This window comes from Lysobacter concretionis Ko07 = DSM 16239, assembly GCF_000768345.1.
Lineage (GTDB): Bacteria > Pseudomonadota > Gammaproteobacteria > Xanthomonadales > Xanthomonadaceae > Novilysobacter > Novilysobacter concretionis.
Genome location: NZ_AVPS01000009.1, coordinates 112,258 through 128,470, shown reverse-complemented (window position 1 = coordinate 128,470; position 16,213 = coordinate 112,258). Strand labels below are relative to the sequence as shown.

12 protein-coding genes and 2 pseudogenes are annotated in these 16,213 nt (G+C 68.9%); 7 read left to right on the top strand and 7 right to left on the bottom strand.

From position 1 onward, the window contains the following. Positions 1 to 9: 9 nt before the first annotated feature. From N792_RS13545 to fusA, 5 genes are all read right to left on the bottom strand, one after another. Entirely contained in the window at positions 10 to 744 is a 735-nt protein-coding gene (locus N792_RS13545) for a hypothetical protein (protein WP_052104041.1), read from the bottom strand. A 67-nt stretch (positions 745 to 811) separates the two neighbouring features. After that, positions 812 to 1,375, bottom strand: coding sequence for a YceB family lipoprotein (locus N792_RS11740; RefSeq protein ID WP_084105770.1), 564 nt, complete (start codon positions 1,373 to 1,375; stop codon positions 812 to 814). A gap of 145 nt (positions 1,376 to 1,520) precedes the next feature. Then, positions 1,521 to 1,841 carry a helix-hairpin-helix domain-containing protein gene (locus N792_RS11735; protein ID WP_052104039.1) on the bottom strand — a complete coding sequence of 107 codons (321 nt, stop codon included), beginning with the start codon at positions 1,839 to 1,841 and terminating at the stop codon, positions 1,521 to 1,523. 6 nt (positions 1,842 to 1,847) lie between these two features. Beyond that, entirely contained in the window at positions 1,848 to 3,047 is a 1,200-nt protein-coding gene (locus tag N792_RS13540; RefSeq protein WP_156969403.1) for a DUF2272 domain-containing protein, read from the bottom strand. 164 nt (positions 3,048 to 3,211) lie between these two features. Beyond that, on the bottom strand, positions 3,212 to 5,275 hold the full coding sequence (gene fusA, locus N792_RS11725; RefSeq protein ID WP_036195415.1) for an elongation factor G: 2,064 nt from the start codon (positions 5,273 to 5,275) through the stop codon (positions 3,212 to 3,214). 298 nt (positions 5,276 to 5,573) lie between these two features. Between fusA and N792_RS11720 the strand changes: the two genes are divergently transcribed. Then, the gene (locus tag N792_RS11720) at positions 5,574 to 6,008 is read left to right on the top strand and encodes an OsmC family protein (RefSeq protein ID WP_036195412.1); all 435 of its coding nucleotides are present in this window, start codon (positions 5,574 to 5,576) and stop codon (positions 6,006 to 6,008) included. Positions 6,009 to 6,717: 709 nt separating this feature from the next. Here the strand turns inward: N792_RS11720 and N792_RS11715 are convergent. Further along, entirely contained in the window at positions 6,718 to 7,596 is an 879-nt protein-coding gene (locus N792_RS11715; protein WP_036195411.1) for a PhzF family phenazine biosynthesis protein, read from the bottom strand. Between the two features lie 392 nt (positions 7,597 to 7,988). On the opposite strand from N792_RS11715, the gene N792_RS11710 reads away from it, so the two are divergent. The 5 genes and pseudogenes from N792_RS11710 (at position 7,989) to N792_RS11695 (ending at position 14,430) form a co-directional block, all read left to right on the top strand. Beyond that, entirely contained in the window at positions 7,989 to 10,577 is a 2,589-nt protein-coding gene (locus tag N792_RS11710) for a bifunctional aspartate kinase/diaminopimelate decarboxylase (RefSeq protein WP_036195409.1), read from the top strand. Beyond that, a pseudogene (locus N792_RS14330) lies at positions 10,574 to 11,017 on the top strand (MurL-like N-terminal domain-containing); the annotation flags it as partial. The gene N792_RS11710 and the pseudogene N792_RS14330, both read left to right, overlap by 4 nt. Before the next feature lie 117 nt (positions 11,018 to 11,134). Continuing rightward, positions 11,135 to 12,115 (top strand): annotated as a pseudogene (locus N792_RS14325) (MurL-like N-terminal domain-containing); the annotation flags it as partial. A gap of 7 nt (positions 12,116 to 12,122) precedes the next feature. Then, positions 12,123 to 13,538: a UDP-N-acetylmuramoyl-L-alanine--D-glutamate ligase gene (gene murD / locus N792_RS11700; protein ID WP_036195546.1), complete on the top strand. Its 1,416-nt coding sequence runs from the start codon at positions 12,123 to 12,125 to the stop codon at positions 13,536 to 13,538. Positions 13,539 to 13,638: 100 nt separating this feature from the next. Continuing rightward, positions 13,639 to 14,430: a dienelactone hydrolase family protein gene (locus N792_RS11695; RefSeq protein WP_036195405.1), complete on the top strand. Its 792-nt coding sequence runs from the start codon at positions 13,639 to 13,641 to the stop codon at positions 14,428 to 14,430. An 89-nt stretch (positions 14,431 to 14,519) separates the two neighbouring features. On the opposite strand, the gene N792_RS11690 is transcribed toward N792_RS11695, so the two are convergent. After that, on the bottom strand, positions 14,520 to 15,518 hold the full coding sequence (locus N792_RS11690) for a polyprenyl synthetase family protein (protein WP_036195403.1): 999 nt from the start codon (positions 15,516 to 15,518) through the stop codon (positions 14,520 to 14,522). Positions 15,519 to 15,703: 185 nt separating this feature from the next. Between N792_RS11690 and ssb the strand changes: the two genes are divergently transcribed. Beyond that, complete coding sequence (ssb, locus tag N792_RS11685; protein WP_036195400.1) at positions 15,704 to 16,189, top strand: single-stranded DNA-binding protein; 486 nt, start codon at positions 15,704 to 15,706, stop codon at positions 16,187 to 16,189. The last annotated feature ends 24 nt before the right edge of the window (positions 16,190 to 16,213 follow it).

Here is a 16,213-nt window from a genome sequence, read left to right as displayed (position 1 = left end):
TCGATGCGCTTACGGCCGCACTTCGCGGATATCCGCCGACGCGATGCGCCAGGCGCGCTGCTCCGCGGTGGCGCCGTCCACCACCGCGCGGCGCAGGGTGTAGGCACCGACATACTTGCGCAAGCTGCCATCGGCCCGGGTGGCGCTGAGGGCCAGGGGCACTTCGATATAGCGTGAGCCGGCGGCGGGATCGATCCGGCCCGGTGGCAGGATCTCCACCGACACCGCCCGGGTGTCGGCGAATCCGTCGGCGAACTGCTGCGGCGACTGGCCGCTGGCCTTGCCGCCGTCCGACCACAGGCCGTAGGCGCGGCTGAAGTCGCCGGCGTTGATCGCCTCGTAATAGGCGCGCAGCACCGCGACGGCTTCGGCCGGTCCGGGCTCGTCGGGCGCCGGCGTGGCATCCGGGGTGTCACCGGCTGGGATGCCGCTGGAGGGATCTGTGCTGGAAGGATCTGCGCTGGAAGGATCGATGCCGGCGTCGCCGGCCAGCAATGGGTCGACGCCATCTTCGACGGGGGCGTCGGTCAATGCATCCGCCTCGGCGGTTTGGGGCGGCCCGATGTGCCCCGGGCCGGGCGTGTCGGGCATGCCGGTCACGCTGCCGTGCACATCGCCCGGGACCGGCAGGGCATTGCCGTCGGCCGAGGTGGCGGGTGTCGCGCCTTCGCCGTTGTGATCGGCGCAGGCGGCGAGCGCGAGCAGGACGGCAAGGAGGGCAACGAAGGCAGGACGCTGGTTCATGGCAAGGCGGTCAGGTGGGGGCATGTGCAGTCGGGGCATGTCGGATGCGCGTGGGGGACGACCGGCCTCACTGCGACACGTTCATCACCACCACGCCGTGCTCGATCTCGGTCGAGCCGATCCGGCGCGACACCAGACGTTGCACCAGCGAATCGTCAAGCCGGTACACCGGTTCGTCGCGTGCGTACTGCGCCAGCCAGATGTTGACCAGCTCGATCGGACTGTCTTTCAGTGCGTTGCCCAGCCCCGGCATCTCGATCGACTCGATGACCGGATCCTGCAGGTGCAGCCCCAGTGTCTGGACATCGAAACGCAGGCCGCTGCTGATCGCGATGCGACCGCGGGCGATCGGAACGTCGCTGCCCAGTGCCATGGCAGCGATATTGAAGCTCAACCGCAGGCGGTGGCTGTCGTACGGAATCGACAGGCTGGGGTTGTCCAGGCGCAGCGATGCCAGGCCGCCGAGCTTGTCGTAGTCCTTCGGGAAGCTGCGGTCGAGTGCGCGTTGCAGCTGTGGCTGGGTGAAGGTCACCTGGCTGCCGAGCATCGCGCCGACCGCATTGAGGGTGGAGCAGCCGGCCATTGCCAGCGCAGCCAGTGCGAGGGAGACGACAACAGCGGTTTTACGCATGACCACTCCTTAGCAGGGATGACCGCGCCGCGGTTCCGGGGTGCGGGAAAACGGACTGGTTGTCGACGAAAACCGAAGGGATGTCGACCGGGCGATCCTAGCGCGAGCGCGTGTCGGTTGGGTGTGCTGTCGCGGGTCGTTGCATTCAGCTGCGGCGCAGGCGGGCGGGAAGCCGCGCTTCCACGCCGGGCCAGTCCCGCTTGCGCTGGGCGGTCCGTGCCCACCACGGCCGGGCGTCGTCGTGTTCGATGAAGCCGACCGCGGCGATGAAGGTATCCAGCACGCAGGGGTCCTGGCGCGCCTCGGTGAGCGTGCACAGGCGCAGGTACAGCTCGACCGGATCCTTGCCGTGCAGTTGCGCGGGCTGCTGGATGCCGAGCGCGCGCAGGTCGCCGGCCAGCGACGGGCCGATGTTGGGGATGTCTTCGAGCCGATGCGCATCGGCGGCGTGGCGGGCTTTGGTCATGGCCTGTCAGGGTGTCTTGAGTGGTGTGGGCGCGGGTGTGCCGGTGGCTTCGGCGTAACGACGCCAGGCCTGGAACAGCGACAGCACGGTGGGTGTGCGGTCCAGGCCTGGAACCGGTGCGCCGGCGATGCGCGGCTGGAGGATCGCGAACCAGCGGTTGCTGCCGGGCAGCAGCGCATCGTTGAGCGGACGGCCGCCGGCGTCGGTCGCGATCACCGACAGCGTTACCGCCTGCGCCACGTTGCCGCCGACTGCGTACAGACGATGCGCGGCCGGATCGGTCTTGACCACCAGGTCGCAATGCAGGGCCTGCGAGTCGCTGTTCCGGTCACGGACATCGGCAATCGAGCGGAACGTGGAGCCGGCACGCGCCGCGCAGATCAGGTCGCCGGCCCGGGGCAGGGTCTCGTCCAGGTCGTAGGCGACGAACGCGTGGTCCGGATCCAGTCCGTCACGCGCCTGCACGGCCGCGCTGACGTAGTCGAAGTGGGAGGCGCTGCGGCGGAACTGCGCGGAGGAAAATCCGGCCTCGCAGGCCAGCCAGGACACGAACGCGGCCGACCACGGCATCGCCCAGCCGGCATCGCGCGAACCGAACCTCACCAGCGACTGCACGCGCAACGCGTCGTCGCCACCGGGTACGGCGGCCCAGTAGCCGGCGATGGTGGCGTCGACCTGGGCGTCGTCCTCCATCAGCCCCAGCCGCAATGCGCTGCGGGTTGCGCGCCGGCCGGTGGAGAAGTTGCGCGACGGATCGATGATGTCGAACGTGCCGATGTCAGACGAGGGCGCAGTGATCGCGGGCGGAGTGGCGGTGGATGGATCGCCGCCGCCGCGGCCACGCGGCACCGCCGTGGATGGCGCGGCGGACAGATCGAGCACCGGCAGCCCGAAGTAGGCCCATTCCGCGGCAGCCAGGTCGATCATGCGCGAGCGCGGGTCCCCGCCGCCGTAACGGGCCGGACAGCCCGTATCCACGGCCTGCCAGCGCGGGGCCTGGACCACGGCATAGCTGCCGTCGGGCAGGCGGCGGAACAGCGGCTCGGCCTGCGCGCCGATGCGGGTCAGCAGTGGCGGTGCCTCCGCACCCTGCAGCAGCCGCACGCGTAGGGCCGGATCGGGCGAGCCGTCCGGACGGGGGAAGTTCGGAATCGCGCGCTCGTAGGCGGCCGCCTGCGCGCGTGCCGGCAGGGCGGGCGCGGCCATGCCGATCACCGCTGCGCCAAGCAGCGCCGTCGGCAAGGCGAGGACACCCGCAATGCGCGCCCACCGGCCTGTCCCTGCATGACTCATTGCGAACGTCTCCCGGATGCCCCGCCGGACCCGCGCCGGCGTTCCACCATCCTAAAGGGGGCGTCGCGGACAGGGTGTCACTCCTCCTCGATGCGGGGGTGCCAGGCGGTCACCAGCTTCTGCTGTACGGCTGGCGGCACCGGCTCGTAGTGGCTGAAGTCGAGCGAATACCGTCCGCGTCCGGCGGTCGCCGATTTCAGCTCGGCGGCATAACCGTCCAGCTCCGACAACGGTACCTGCGCGGTGATCGCGATCTCGCCACTGCGCAGGCTGTCGGTACCGGTGATCCGCGCGCGCTTGCCGGCCAGCCCACCGCTGATGTCACCCATGGTCTCCTCCGGCGCGCTGACTTCCAGGTCGACAATCGGCTCCAGCACCTGCGGACGTGCTTTGGTGACCGCGTCCAGGAACGCCTTCTTGCCGGCGGCGACGAACGCCACCTCCTTGCTGTCGACGCTGTGATGCTTGCCGTCGAGGACGGTCACCTGCAGGTCCTGCAGCGGATACCCCGCGATCGCGCCGCTGCCGAGCACCTGCCGCACGCCTTTCTCGATCGCCGGCAGGAACTGGCCCGGAATGGCGCCGCCCTTCACGGCGTCCACGAACGCGAACCCGCCCCCGCGCGGCAACGGTTCCACGCGCAGGAGCACCTCGCCGAACTGGCCCGCGCCGCCGGTCTGCTTCTTGTGCCGGTGGTGCCCCTCGGCCGTGCCGGCGATGGTTTCGCGGTACGCGATCCGCGGCGGGCGCGAGACGACCTCGACCCCGTACCGCTGCTTCAGCCGGTCCAGGTTGATCCGCAGGTGCAGCTCCGACAGGCCGCGGATGACGGTCTCGTTGGTCTCGGTTTCGTGCTCGACGTGGAAGCACGGATCCTCCTGGGCGAGCTTGTGCAGCGCGCTCGCGAGCTTGGCCTCCTGGCCCTTGCTGGCGGCGTCGATCGCGAGGCCGAACATCGGCCGGGGGAAATCCAGCGGTGCCAGATGGATGCCGCCGTTTGCCGCGCCGTCGTCGGTTGCCATGTCGTGCAGCACGGCGTCGACGTGCAGTTCCTCGATCTTCGCGACCGCCGCGATGTCGCCCGGCACCGCGCGATCGATCTCGATGAACTCCTTGCCCTGCAACCGGAGCAGGTGGCCGACCTTGAACGGCTTGCGGCCATCGTCGATGAACAACGGGCTGTCACGCCGTACGGTGCCCTGGTAGACGCGGAACACGCCGATCTTGCCGACGAACGGGTCGTTGATGATCTTGAACACATCCGCGACCACGGGCGCGTCCGGGTCGGGCGAGGTTTCCACCGCGCGTGCCGTCAGGCCGCTGCCCATCTCGAACGGTGGCGGATTGGCCTCGCCGGGATGCGGGAACAGGCGTTGCGCCACATCCAGCCATTCCGCCACGCCGGTTCCGCTGCGTGCCGAGCAGAACAGCACCGGCACCAGGTGGCCCTCGCGCAGGCATTGTTCGAACGCCGCGTGCAGCTGCTCGCCCGACAGGCCGGTTTCGCCGACGTCGAGATAGCGTTCCATCACCGACTCGTTGATTTCCACCACCTGGTCGAGGATGCGCTGGTGCCAGGTGGCGACCGGGCCCAGGTCGCTCTCGCCCGCGCTGCTGCCGAAACAATCCACCACCCGCGTGCCGCCATCGGCGGGCAGGTTCAGCGGCAGGCATTCCGGGCCGAACGCGTCCTGCAAGGCCGCCAGCACGGCGGCAAGGTCCACCCCGGCATGGTCGATCTTGTTGACCACGATGACCCGGCACAGCTGGCGCGCCTTGGCCCGCGCGAGCATCCGCCGCGCGCCGTAGTCCACGCCGGTGGTCGCGTCGAGCACGACCGCGACGGTCTCCACCGCCGCCAACGCCGACAGCGCCGGGCCGCGGAAGTCGGGATAGCCCGGGGTGTCGATGAGATTCAGGTGCATGCCGGGGCGGTCGATGCTGGCGATCGCGATGTCGAGCGAGTGGCCGCGCTGTTTTTCCATCGGGTCGAAATCCGACACCGTGTTGCCGCGCTCGACGCTGCCTGCCGCCTGGAGGGTGCCGCCGGCGAGCAGCAGGGCTTCGAACAAGGTGGTCTTGCCGGCGGCGGGGTGGCCTGCGAGGGCCACGTTGCGGATGTCTGCCGTGGTGTGGGACATGAGCGGGCTTCTCCCTGCAAAGGGTGGGGAAGGCCGTCATGGCTGTCCGCACGGCGCGCCGGAGTGCACTCGGCGGGCGGTCATGGCGGGCCGGCAACGCGCCGGGAATCCAAGCGTCGTCCGATGAAAATGGCGCGTCAAGCCATGGTGTGCGCCGGTCCGGGCGTGGTCGGGACCCGACGCGGTGCGACGCAGGATGCATGCCAAAGACGCATCGGGGCGTACACGGGCGTAACACCTGTCTGGTTAGCCTGTGCATCTCCCCAATCCCCCACAAGACCGCAAGGAGATCCACGCCATGTCTATTTCCCGCCACGCCACCGCCCACTGGGAGGGCGACTTCAAGAGCGGCAAGGGCCAGCTCAGCACCCCGCAAAGCGGCCTGATGGACAAGGTCGGCTACGGGTTCAACAGCCGTTTCGGCGACGAGAAGGGCACCAACCCGGAGGAACTGATCGCCGCCGCGCATGCCGGCTGCTTCACCATGGCGCTGTCGGCCAAGCTGACCGAAGCCGGCCACCCGCCGACCCGGATCGACACCCGTGCCGAGGTCGATCTGTCGATGGAAGGCGGCCCCTCGCTGTCGCAGATCCGGCTGCAGGTGGAGGCGCAGGTACCCGGCATCGATGACGCGAAGTTCCAGTCGATCGCCAAGGACGCGGAGAAGAACTGTCCGGTGTCCAAGGCCCTCAGTGCGGTGCCCATCTCGATGGAGGCCACGCTGCGGAGTTGAGGTGGGCTTGCTGGCGCGAAACAACAGCAACAACAACACCAGCAACAACAGCAGCAACAGCAGCAGCAACAGCAACAGCAGCAGCAACAGCAGCAACAGCAGCAGCAACAGCAGCAGCAGCAGCAGCAGCAGCAGCAGCAGCAGCAGCAACAGCAGCAGCAACAGCAACAGCGGTATCGATTGCTTCGGAGACAGCGCCGCCCTGTCGGGATGCTTGCTGCCCGGTTCGGGCGGGCTTCCTGCCCGCACTCACCGCCGCGGACCATCCATGGTCCGCTGTCCGCAACACCCCGCCAGGACGCCGCATCGGCGATTCATTGGTGTCGCGTACGGAAACCGAAAAATCCCGGTGGTGCCTGTCGGGTGTCCCGACCACCAAGCGAATTTCGTGGAGCGACTGGGCGGGATACCCGACAGGCACTATCCATGCAGCTACAAGTACTTCGCTTTGGAGCTACCGCAGGTCTTGCCACGCCAGCACCAGTCGTCAACCCCGCTTGTGATCTTCCTTCGGCCACCGGGAAATTCCGGTGGCGGCTGCCGGGTGTCCCGATCACCAAGCGAATATCGTGGAGCGACTGATCGGGATACCCGGCAGCCGCTTCCCGTGCAGTTGGTTGTTCTCCGCCGTGACGCTGTCCGGCGGGCGCTGCCCGTGTCATCGGTTGCGGCAAGCGCGCCGTTGGCCCGGTTCTGCCCCGGTATCGAGCTACCAGTCGATGGTGCCGCGCACGATCGGGCAGACCCGGCCGCCGGACCAGACTTCGCCGTCCTCGTCGATACGCAACTGCAGGCGCGCGTCGAAACCGACCTCGCGGCCCTGGCTGGCGGTGTAGCGGCCGTTGTGGCCGGGCAGGGCGTCGTTGTGTTTCAGCCAGGCCGCCAAGGTGGCATTGGCCGCGCCCGACGCGGCGTCCTCGAACGGGTGGTCCGCACCGACGAACGCGCGCACCGCCAGATCGTAGTCGCGGCCCGCATCCGCGCGCGCGAAGGCGCACACCCCCATGGTCTGCGTGGCGGCGGCCAGCGTGGCGATGGCGGCCCAGTCCGGACGTGCCCCGCGCAGGCTGGTCTCGTCGGCGACCTGGACCGCCCACCAGCGGCGTCCGCCGTCCATCAGGGCCGGAGGCAATGCGCCCGGTACCAGCCCGGCCAAGGCCGCTGCCAGTCGCGGATCGGTGCGCTCGGCGATATCCACCACCCGGGCCCTGGGGGTGCGCACGGCGATGGTGCGCGAACCGCCATCGTCCTCGACCCGCAACGGCAGCAGGCCGGTCATGCCTTCCTGCACCACCAGCCCGTCCTGCGTGCCCGCCATGCCCGCCTCCAGTACGGCGAACGCGGTGCCGATGCTGGGGTGGCCCGCGAACGGCACTTCCCGGGTCGGGCTGAACATCCGCACCCGGTACCCCGCGCCGGTCACGGTCGGGGCGAACACGAAGGTGGTTTCCGGTCGTTTCGACCAGCGTGCGATGGCCTGCATCGCCGCGTCGTCCAGGCCGTCGGTGTCCAGGACCACGGCCAGCGGGTTGCCGGCGCCGGGGCGGTCGGCGAAGACATCCAGTTGCAGGTAGCGGCGCAGCGTCATTGCGGTGGGGCATCCTTCTTGGTTTGGCACGATGTGCCCAATGCAGTCCGGGCAGGGCACTTCGAATAGAATCGCCGGGTTGGAATGCGGCGATTCAGGCCGTCAATGGGAGCGGGCAAGTCTAGGGAATGTCTGGACAACTGTCGTCATCCCCGCGAAGGCGGGGATCCATGGACTTCAAGCCGTTGATGGGCAACGTCCTTGGGCTCCCGCCTGCGACCGCAGGAAGTCCAGCCGGACGCGGGAGTGACGATCAGAAGCGAATTGACCAGAGCTTCCTTCGAGGGTTCGCGCCGCAGGTTTTCCGCATCGATCGGGCAGCGTGCAACCGCTACGATGGACTCCTTTTTTCACCCTTGGCCGGCATCAGGTTGCCGGCCCGATCCGAGGTCATGTTGGTGGCGCAAGCGCAACGATGGGTGGTGCTCAAGTTCGGCGGCACGTCGGTATCGCGCCGCAATCGTTGGGACACCATCGGACGCCTCGCCCTGAAACGGATGTCCGAAGAGGACGCGCGGGTGCTGGTGGTGGTGTCGGCCATGTCCGGGGTCACCAACGAGTTGCAGGCGATCTGTGACGGCAACGACATCGACGGCCGCGTCGCTGCCCTGGTCGAGCGGCACCGCGCGTTCTGTGCCGAACTCGAACTGGATCCCGACACGGTGCTGGGCGAGCGGCTGGCGGCGTTGCAGGAGTTGGCGCGCGAGCCGCGTTCGCGTGGGCGCCCCTTGTCCTGGCAGGCCGAGATACTGGCCCAGGGCGAGCTGTTGTCCTCGACCCTCGGCGCGGCCTACCTGTGCAGCCAGGGACTGGATTTCGGCTGGTGCGATGCACGCCAGTGGCTGGAGGCCGTCGAGCTGCCCAACCAGAGCGCCTGGGCCGGCCGGTTGTCGGTGAACTGCAAACGCGAGATCGATCCCGATTTCGCCGCGGGCTTTGCGGTGCAGCCGGCGCGGATGCTGCTCAGCCAGGGGTTCATCGCGCGCCACGCCGATGGCGGCACGGCGGTGTTCGGCCGCGGTGGCTCGGATACCTCGGCGGCGTGTTTCGGCGCGCTGCTGGGCGCGCAGCGGGTGGAGATCTGGACCGACGTGCCGGGCATGTTCAGCGCCAATCCGCGCGAGGTGCCCGATGCCCGCCTGCTGGCGCGGCTGGATTACGCCGAGGCGCAGGAAATCGCCACCACCGGCGCCAAGGTGCTGCATCCGCGCTCGATCGGCCCGTGCCGGCGCGCCGGGGTGCCGATGACGATCCTCGACACCGGCCGCCCCGACCTGCCGGGCACCCGCATCGATGCGACCGTCGCCGCGGTGCCGGGGGTGAAGGCGATCAGCCGTCGCAACGGCGTGGTGCTGGTGTCGATGGAAAGCATCGGCATGTGGCAGCAGGTGGGCTTCCTGGCCGACATCTTCGAGCTGTTCAAGCGTCATGGCCTGTCGGTCGACCTGATCGGCTCGTCGGAAACCAACGTCACCATCTCGCTGGATCCCAGCGAGAACCTGGTCACCAGCAACGTGCTGGAAGCGCTGGCGACCGACCTGGCCGAGGTGTGCCGGGTCAAGGTGATCGCGCCGTGCGCGGCGATCACCCTGGTCGGGCGCGGCATGCGTTCGCTGCTGCACCGGTTGTCGGATGTGTGGGCGACGTTCGGGCGCGAGCGGGTGCATTTGATCTCGCAGTCGTCCAACGACCTCAACCTGACCTTCGTGATCGACGAGGTGGATGCCGACGGCCTGCTGCCGTTGCTGCACGCCGAGTTGATCCGCAGCGGCGCGATGCCGGTGCTGGACACGGCGGTGTTCGGCCCCAGCTGGCGCGAGATCGAGCACGGCAAGCCGCAGCGCCGGGTGCCGTGGTGGTCGGCGGCACGACCGGCGCTGCTGGAGCGTGCGTGCGCCGGTACGCCGCGTTACGTGTACGACCTGGACACGGTGCGCGACCGTGCGCGCGCGCTGGCGGAAACCGCTGCCGTGGATCGCTGTTTCTATGCGATCAAGGCCAACCCGCATCCGGCGATCCTGCGCACGCTCACGATCGAGGGCTTCGGGCTGGAGTGCGTGTCGCTGGGCGAGCTGGAGCACGTGTTCGCGACGCTGCCGGAGCTGTCGCCGCAGCGGGTGCTGTTCACCCCCAGCTTCGCCCCGCGCCGCGAGTACGAGGCGGCGTTCGCGCTGGGCGTCACCGTCACCCTCGACAACGTCGAGGCGCTGCACCGCTGGCCGGAGCTGTTCCGCGGTCGCACGATCTGGTTGCGGCTCGACCTGGGCCGGGGCGACGGCCACCACGAGAAGGTCCGCACCGGCGGCATCGCGGCCAAGTTCGGCCTGCCGCTGGCGAAATTCGACGAGTTCCTCGACCGCGCCCACCAGCTCGACATCCGCATCAGCGGCCTGCACGCGCACCTGGGCAGCGGCATCGAGGACCCGCGCCATTGGCGCGAGGTGTACGCCAACCTGGCCGGACTCGCCGACGAGGCGGGCAACGTGGAGTCGATCGATATCGGCGGTGGCCTGCCGGTGCCGTACACCCCGGACGCACAGGATTTCGACCTCGCCGCATGGCGCGATGGCCTGGACGAGATCAAGGCCGCCTACCCGCGCTACGCGCTGGTGATCGAGCCCGGCCGTTACCTCGTCGCCGAGGCCGGCGTGCTGCTGCTGTCGGTGACCCAGGTGGTCGAGAAGGACGGCGTGCACCGGGTCGGTTGCGATGCCGGCATGAACGCGCTGCTGCGCCCGGCGATGTACGACGCCTGGCACGGCATCCACAATCTGAGCCGCTGGGACGACAGCGACGCCCGGGCCTTCGAGGTGGTCGGCCCGATCTGCGAGACCGGCGACGTGCTCGGGCACAGCCGCCTGCTGCCGTCGGCCACCGCCGAGGACGACGTGATGCTGGTCGCCGACACCGGCGCGTACGGCATGACGATGGCCAACACCTACAACCTGCGGGCGTTGCCGGCAGAGGACATCATTGAATGAGTAACTGGACGTTCCAGCGTGATGCGATTGCCGCATTCCGTTTCATCCGCTGCGGGTTCGACCCCGGGACCGGCGTGGCGCAGCTGGTGTACGGGTTCGACGACGGCCCGGAGCTGGTGGAGACGATCACCGTGCCGGGTGCGCCCTTCGCGCTGGACGGTGCGCGCGCGGCAGCGGTGGAAAAGGCGCTGCAACTGCTGCACCTGATCGCCGGCGTGAGCTACTACAAGGCCGCGGTACCGCCCGGGATCCGGATCGAGTCATATGCGATCGATGCCGATACCGCGGCCCTGCTGGAGCTGGTCTACCTCAACGGCCTGGGCGAATTCGCCTACCGCAACGGGCTGGACCTGCATGGGCGGATCCGCTTTCCGAGCGAAAAGCGGCCCTCATCCGGCCCTGCGGGCCACCTTCTCAGCTCTGCACACCCTTCGGGCGCCGCAGCGGGAGAAGGGAAGGCGCCTGAGGCTGGTCTCCCTCTCCCGCAGGCGGGAGAAGGGAAGGTGGCCGACGCTGGACTCCCTCTCCCGCTTGCGGGAGAGGGCGGGGGTGAGGGCGCTCTTGCTCCCGTCGTCGGCCTGCGTGAGCACGCCATCGTCGCGATCGGCGGCGGCAAGGACTCGCTGGTCAGCATCGAGGCGCTGCGCGCGCTGGATGTCGGGCAGACCGTCAGCTGGATCGGTGGCTCGCAGCTGATCAAGGCCTGCGCCGAACGCACCCGGCTGCCGACGCTCAACATCGGCCGGGCGCTCGCGCCGCAGCTGTTCGACTACAACCGCGAAGGCGCGTGGAACGGGCACATCCCGGTGACGGCGGTAAACTCGGCCATTCTTGTGTTGGCCGCGCTGCTGCACGGGGTCGACCAGGTGGTGTTCTCCAACGAGCGTTCGGCCAGCTACGGCAGCCTGATCCGCAGCGAGGACGGTCAGACCACGACCGAGGTCAACCACCAGTGGTCGAAGGGCTGGGCGTTCGAGTCCGCGTTCGGTGACTACATCGCCAGGCGGGTCGCTGGCGACCTGCACTACTACTCGCTGCTGCGGCCGTTGAGCGAGCTGGCGGTCGCGCGCCAGTTCGCCCGCAGCGACCATTACGACGCGCACTTTTCCAGCTGCAACCGCAACTTCCACATCCTCGGCGAGCGCCCGGTCAACCGCTGGTGCGGGGTCTGCCCGAAGTGCCACTTCGTGTTCCTCGCGCTCGCGCCGTTCATGCCCAAGCCGCGGCTGGTCGGCATCTTCGGCCGCAACCTGCTGGACGATCCGGCGCAGACCGCCGGCTATGACGCGCTGCTGGAATACCAGGACCACAAGCCGTTCGAGTGTGTCGGCGAAGGTCGCGAATCGCGCGCGGCGATGGCCGCGCTGGTCGAGCGACCGGAGTGGCGCGAGGACGCGCTGGTGAAGCGCTTCGCCTGCGAGATCCAGCCGCAGCTGGTGGCGGAGGAATTGGCGGTCGCGCCGTTGCTGGTGCTCGATGACGAGCAGCGCATCCCACCCGCGTTGTGGGAGCGGCTGCGTGCGCATCTCGCCGCTTGACGCTCGCGTGCTCATTGCGCAACTGGACGGCCGCAAGGTCGCGCTGTGGGGCTGGGGCCGCGAAGGCCACGCCGCCTACCGCGCGATCCGTACGAGCCTGCCGGGTCTTCCGCTGACGCTGTTCTGCCTCGCCGACGAGGTCGCCGATGCACGCGCGCTGGGCGATCCGCGACTCGTCATCGAGGTCGACGCGAGCGCGGCGCATCTGTCGGCCTTCGACATCGTGGTGAAGTCGCCCGGCATCAGTCCGTATCGTGCCGAGGCCGTCTCCGCGGCCGCACAGGGCACCCGTTTCATCGGCGGCACCGCGCTGTGGTTCGGCGGGCACGCCGGCCAGGATGGCATCGCCGCGCGGACCGTCTGCGTGACCGGCACCAAGGGCAAGAGCACCACCACGGCGCTGCTGGCCCACCTGCTGCGCGCTGGCGGGCACCGCACCGCGCTGGCCGGCAATATCGGTCTGCCGCTGCTGGAGCTCGATGCGCCCCCTGCCGACCAGTCGGTGGCACCCGAGGTCTGGGCCATCGAACTGTCCAGCTACCAGACCGGCGATGTTGCCGCCAGCGGTGTCCGCCCGGAAGTCGCAGTCGTGCTGAACGTGTTTCCCGAACATCTGGACTGGCATGGCAGCGAAGCGCGCTATGTCGAAGACAAGCTGCGCCTGATCACCGAGGCGCGACCCGTTGTTGCCGTGCTGAACGCCGCCGACCCGCGCCTGGCGGCCCTGAGCTTGCCCGACAGCCAGGTGCGCTGGTTCGGCAACGACGCCGGCTGGCACCTGCGCGGCGACGTGCTGTACCGCGGCGAGACGCGGGTGATGGACACCGCTGCCTTGCCGCTGCCGGGCCGGCACAATCGCGGCAACCTGTGCGCCGTTCTGACCGTGATCGAGGCACTGGGGTTCGATGCGGCCGCGCTGGCGCCGCACGCGGCGACGTTCCGGCCCTTGCCGCACCGGCTGCAGACCCTCGGCGCCCGCGACGGCCTCACCTGGGTCAACGACTCGATCAGCACCACGCCCCACGCCAGCCTGGCGGCGCTGGACTGCTTCCGCGATCGCCGCGTCGCGATCCTGGTCGGCGGTCACGACCGCGGCATCGACTGGGCGGATTTCGCCGCGGCGATGCAACACCGCGCGCCGGCCGCGATCGTCACCATGGGGGCCAACGGCCCGCGCATCCATCAACTGTTGGAACCTCTCGCCGGCGCTGGCGGTTTCACCTTGATGGCGGCGGCCGATCTCGCCGATGCGGTCGTCCAGGCGCGCACGGCGCTCGGCGGCGATGGCGTCATCCTGCTGTCTCCCGGAGCCCCCAGTTTCGGGCCGTATCGCGACTATGTGGCCCGCGGCCGCCATTTCGCGCAGCTGGGCGGTTTCGACCCGGACAGCATCAGCGCGATTCCGGGTCTGGGCGTCGCCTGAGCTTTTCGCATCCGGAGGAGCAAACGGCGGCCCCGGCTCGTTGACGTCGCGCTACCGGGACAGGGGGTACCCTCCGCGAACTTGCTGGAGGATTGCCGTCATGCGCCTGCATCGATTCGCTGCCGCGCTGTTACTGCTGTTGTTCGCCGCGCCCGTGGTTGCCGGCATGCAGGCCCGGCCGGTCGACTGGAAGATCGGCGACAGGACCTTCAGCGGCGTGCTGGTTTTTGATGATGCCAACGCGATCAAGCGTCCGGGGCTGGTCATGGTGCCCAACTGGATGGGCGTGACCCCGGCCGCGGTTGCCAGGGCCGGGCAGATCGCCGGCAGCGAGTACGTGGTGCTGGTGGCCGATGTCTATGGCAAGGGCGAGCGGCCGAAGGACAGCGCCCAGGCCGCCGCGATGTCCAAGCCGTTGCGTGACGACCGCGCCCGGCTGCGCAGCCGCATCGAGCAGGCGGTCGAGGTGTTGCGCCAGCAGGCCGCGGATGCCCCATTGGACGCCAGCCGGGTCGGCGCGCTGGGTTTCTGCTTCGGCGGCACCACCGTGCTGGAGCTCGCCCGTGCGGGCAGCCAAGTTGCGGGCGTCGTCAGCCTGCATGGCGGCCTGTCGACGCCGGTGCCGGCAAAGAGCGGCGCGGTGAAGACGTCAATCCTGGTGCTCAACGGAGCGAGCGACCCGAACGTGACCGCCGCCGACATCGCCGCCTTCGGACATGAGATGGATGCCGTCGGGGCCGACTGGCAATTTGTGAACTTCAGCGGCGCCGTGCACTGCTTCGCCGAGGACGACGCCAACAGCCCGCCGGGCTGCGTCTACAACGAACGCGCCGCCAAACGCGCCTATGTAATGCTGCGCGACTTCTTCCGCGAGCGGTTTGCGGTGAAGTGACGTGCGGGTGGGTCGCACTTGCGAGATGCGCTGCCGGATGAGCCGTCGACCGTCCCCGCGGTCGTGACCATGAAGGAATCATCGCGCCGTCAGTGGTCCCGGTTGACCGCGTAATCCGCCAGCCCGCGCAGGGCGGCGACGTGCTCGTTGTCGTCCAGTTCCGCCAGCGCCAGTTCCGCCAGCCGCGCGTAATCGCGTGCGCGTTGGCGACTGTAATCGAGCCCGCCGGTGGCATTGATCGCAGCAAGGACGGAAGGCAGCGCGCCGGTATCGCCGTGTTCGATCGCAGCGCGCAGGACCGCCGCCGTTTCGGTATCGCTGTGCGCGATGGCGTGGATCAATGGCAGCGTCGCCTTGCCTTCGGCCAGGTCGTCGCCCAGGTTCTTGCCCAGCGTCTGCGCATCGGACGCGTAATCGAGCACGTCGTCGGCGATCTGGAACGCATAACCCAGGTTCAGGCCGTAATCGTGCAGGCGCTGCTGGGTGACTGCATCGGCCCCAGCCAGCAATGCGCCCAGCCGGGTTGCGGCGGCGAACAGCACCGCGGTCTTGCGCTCGATCACGCGCAGGTAAGCCGCCTCGTCGGTGTCGGGATTGCGCACGTGCAGCAGTTGCAGCACCTCGCCCTCCGCGATGCGGTTGGTGGTGTCGGCGAGGATCTTCTGCACCTCCATCGACTCCAGTTCGACCATCAACTGGAAGCTGCGCGAATACAAAAAGTCGCCGACCAGCACGCTGGCCGCATTGCCCCAGACCGCGTTGGCGGTCTTGCGGCCGCGGCGCAGGTCGGACTCGTCGACCACGTCGTCGTGCAGCAGGGTGGAGGTGTGGATGAACTCGATCACCGCCGCCAGCTGGTGCGCGTCCGGGCCGCGATGGCCCAGTGCCGCGCCCGCCAGCAACAGCAGCATCGGGCGCAGGCGCTTGCCTCCCGCACCGATGATGTACTCCGCGACCTGGTTGATCAGCACCACGTCCGAGGCCAGCCGATGGCGGATCAACGTATCGACCGCGGCCATGTCGTCGCGGGCGAGGGCCTGGATGGCATCAAGGCCGGGAGTCGAAAGGGGGCGGGTGGAAGCGTGCATGCGGTGAGGTGGAGACGGGGGACGCGTGATTATAGGTGCTCCGGCGATGCGGGCCCGAGGCAGGACGCGGCTTCCGTCCCAAAGCCCGACCCCGGCGCAGGGTTTTCACCGACCGCCGGGCTCGGGCAGGCCGCTATACTTGTCCGCCCGTCGCCGCCGGCGACCCCTCTCATAGGACCGCAGTCATGGCACGTGGCATCAACAAGGTGATCCTGGTCGGCAACCTCGGCAACGACCCCGACATGAAGTACACCCAGGGCGGCATGGCGATCTGCACCCTGTCCGTGGCGACCACGAGCGTCCGCAAGGACAAGGACGGTCAGCAGATCGAGAAGACCGAATGGCACCGCGTCAAGCTGTTCGGCAAGCTCGGCGAGATCTCCGGCGAGTACCTGAAGAAGGGCCGGCAGGTCTATATCGAGGGCCGCATCGAATACGGCTCCTACGAGAAGGACGGCATCAAGCACTACACCACCGACATCATCGCCGACGAGATGCAGATGCTTGGCGGTGGTGGTGCCGAAGGTGGTGGCGGTGGTGGCGGGAATTTCCGCAGCGAGCGCCCCTCACGCCCGGCCGCACCACGCCAGGATGCGCCTCGCCGCGAGGCTGCCCCGGCCAAATCGAACGATTTTGGCGACGACTTCGCCGATGACGACATCCCGTTCTGAGCAGTGCCGTTTCCGATCTTTTGC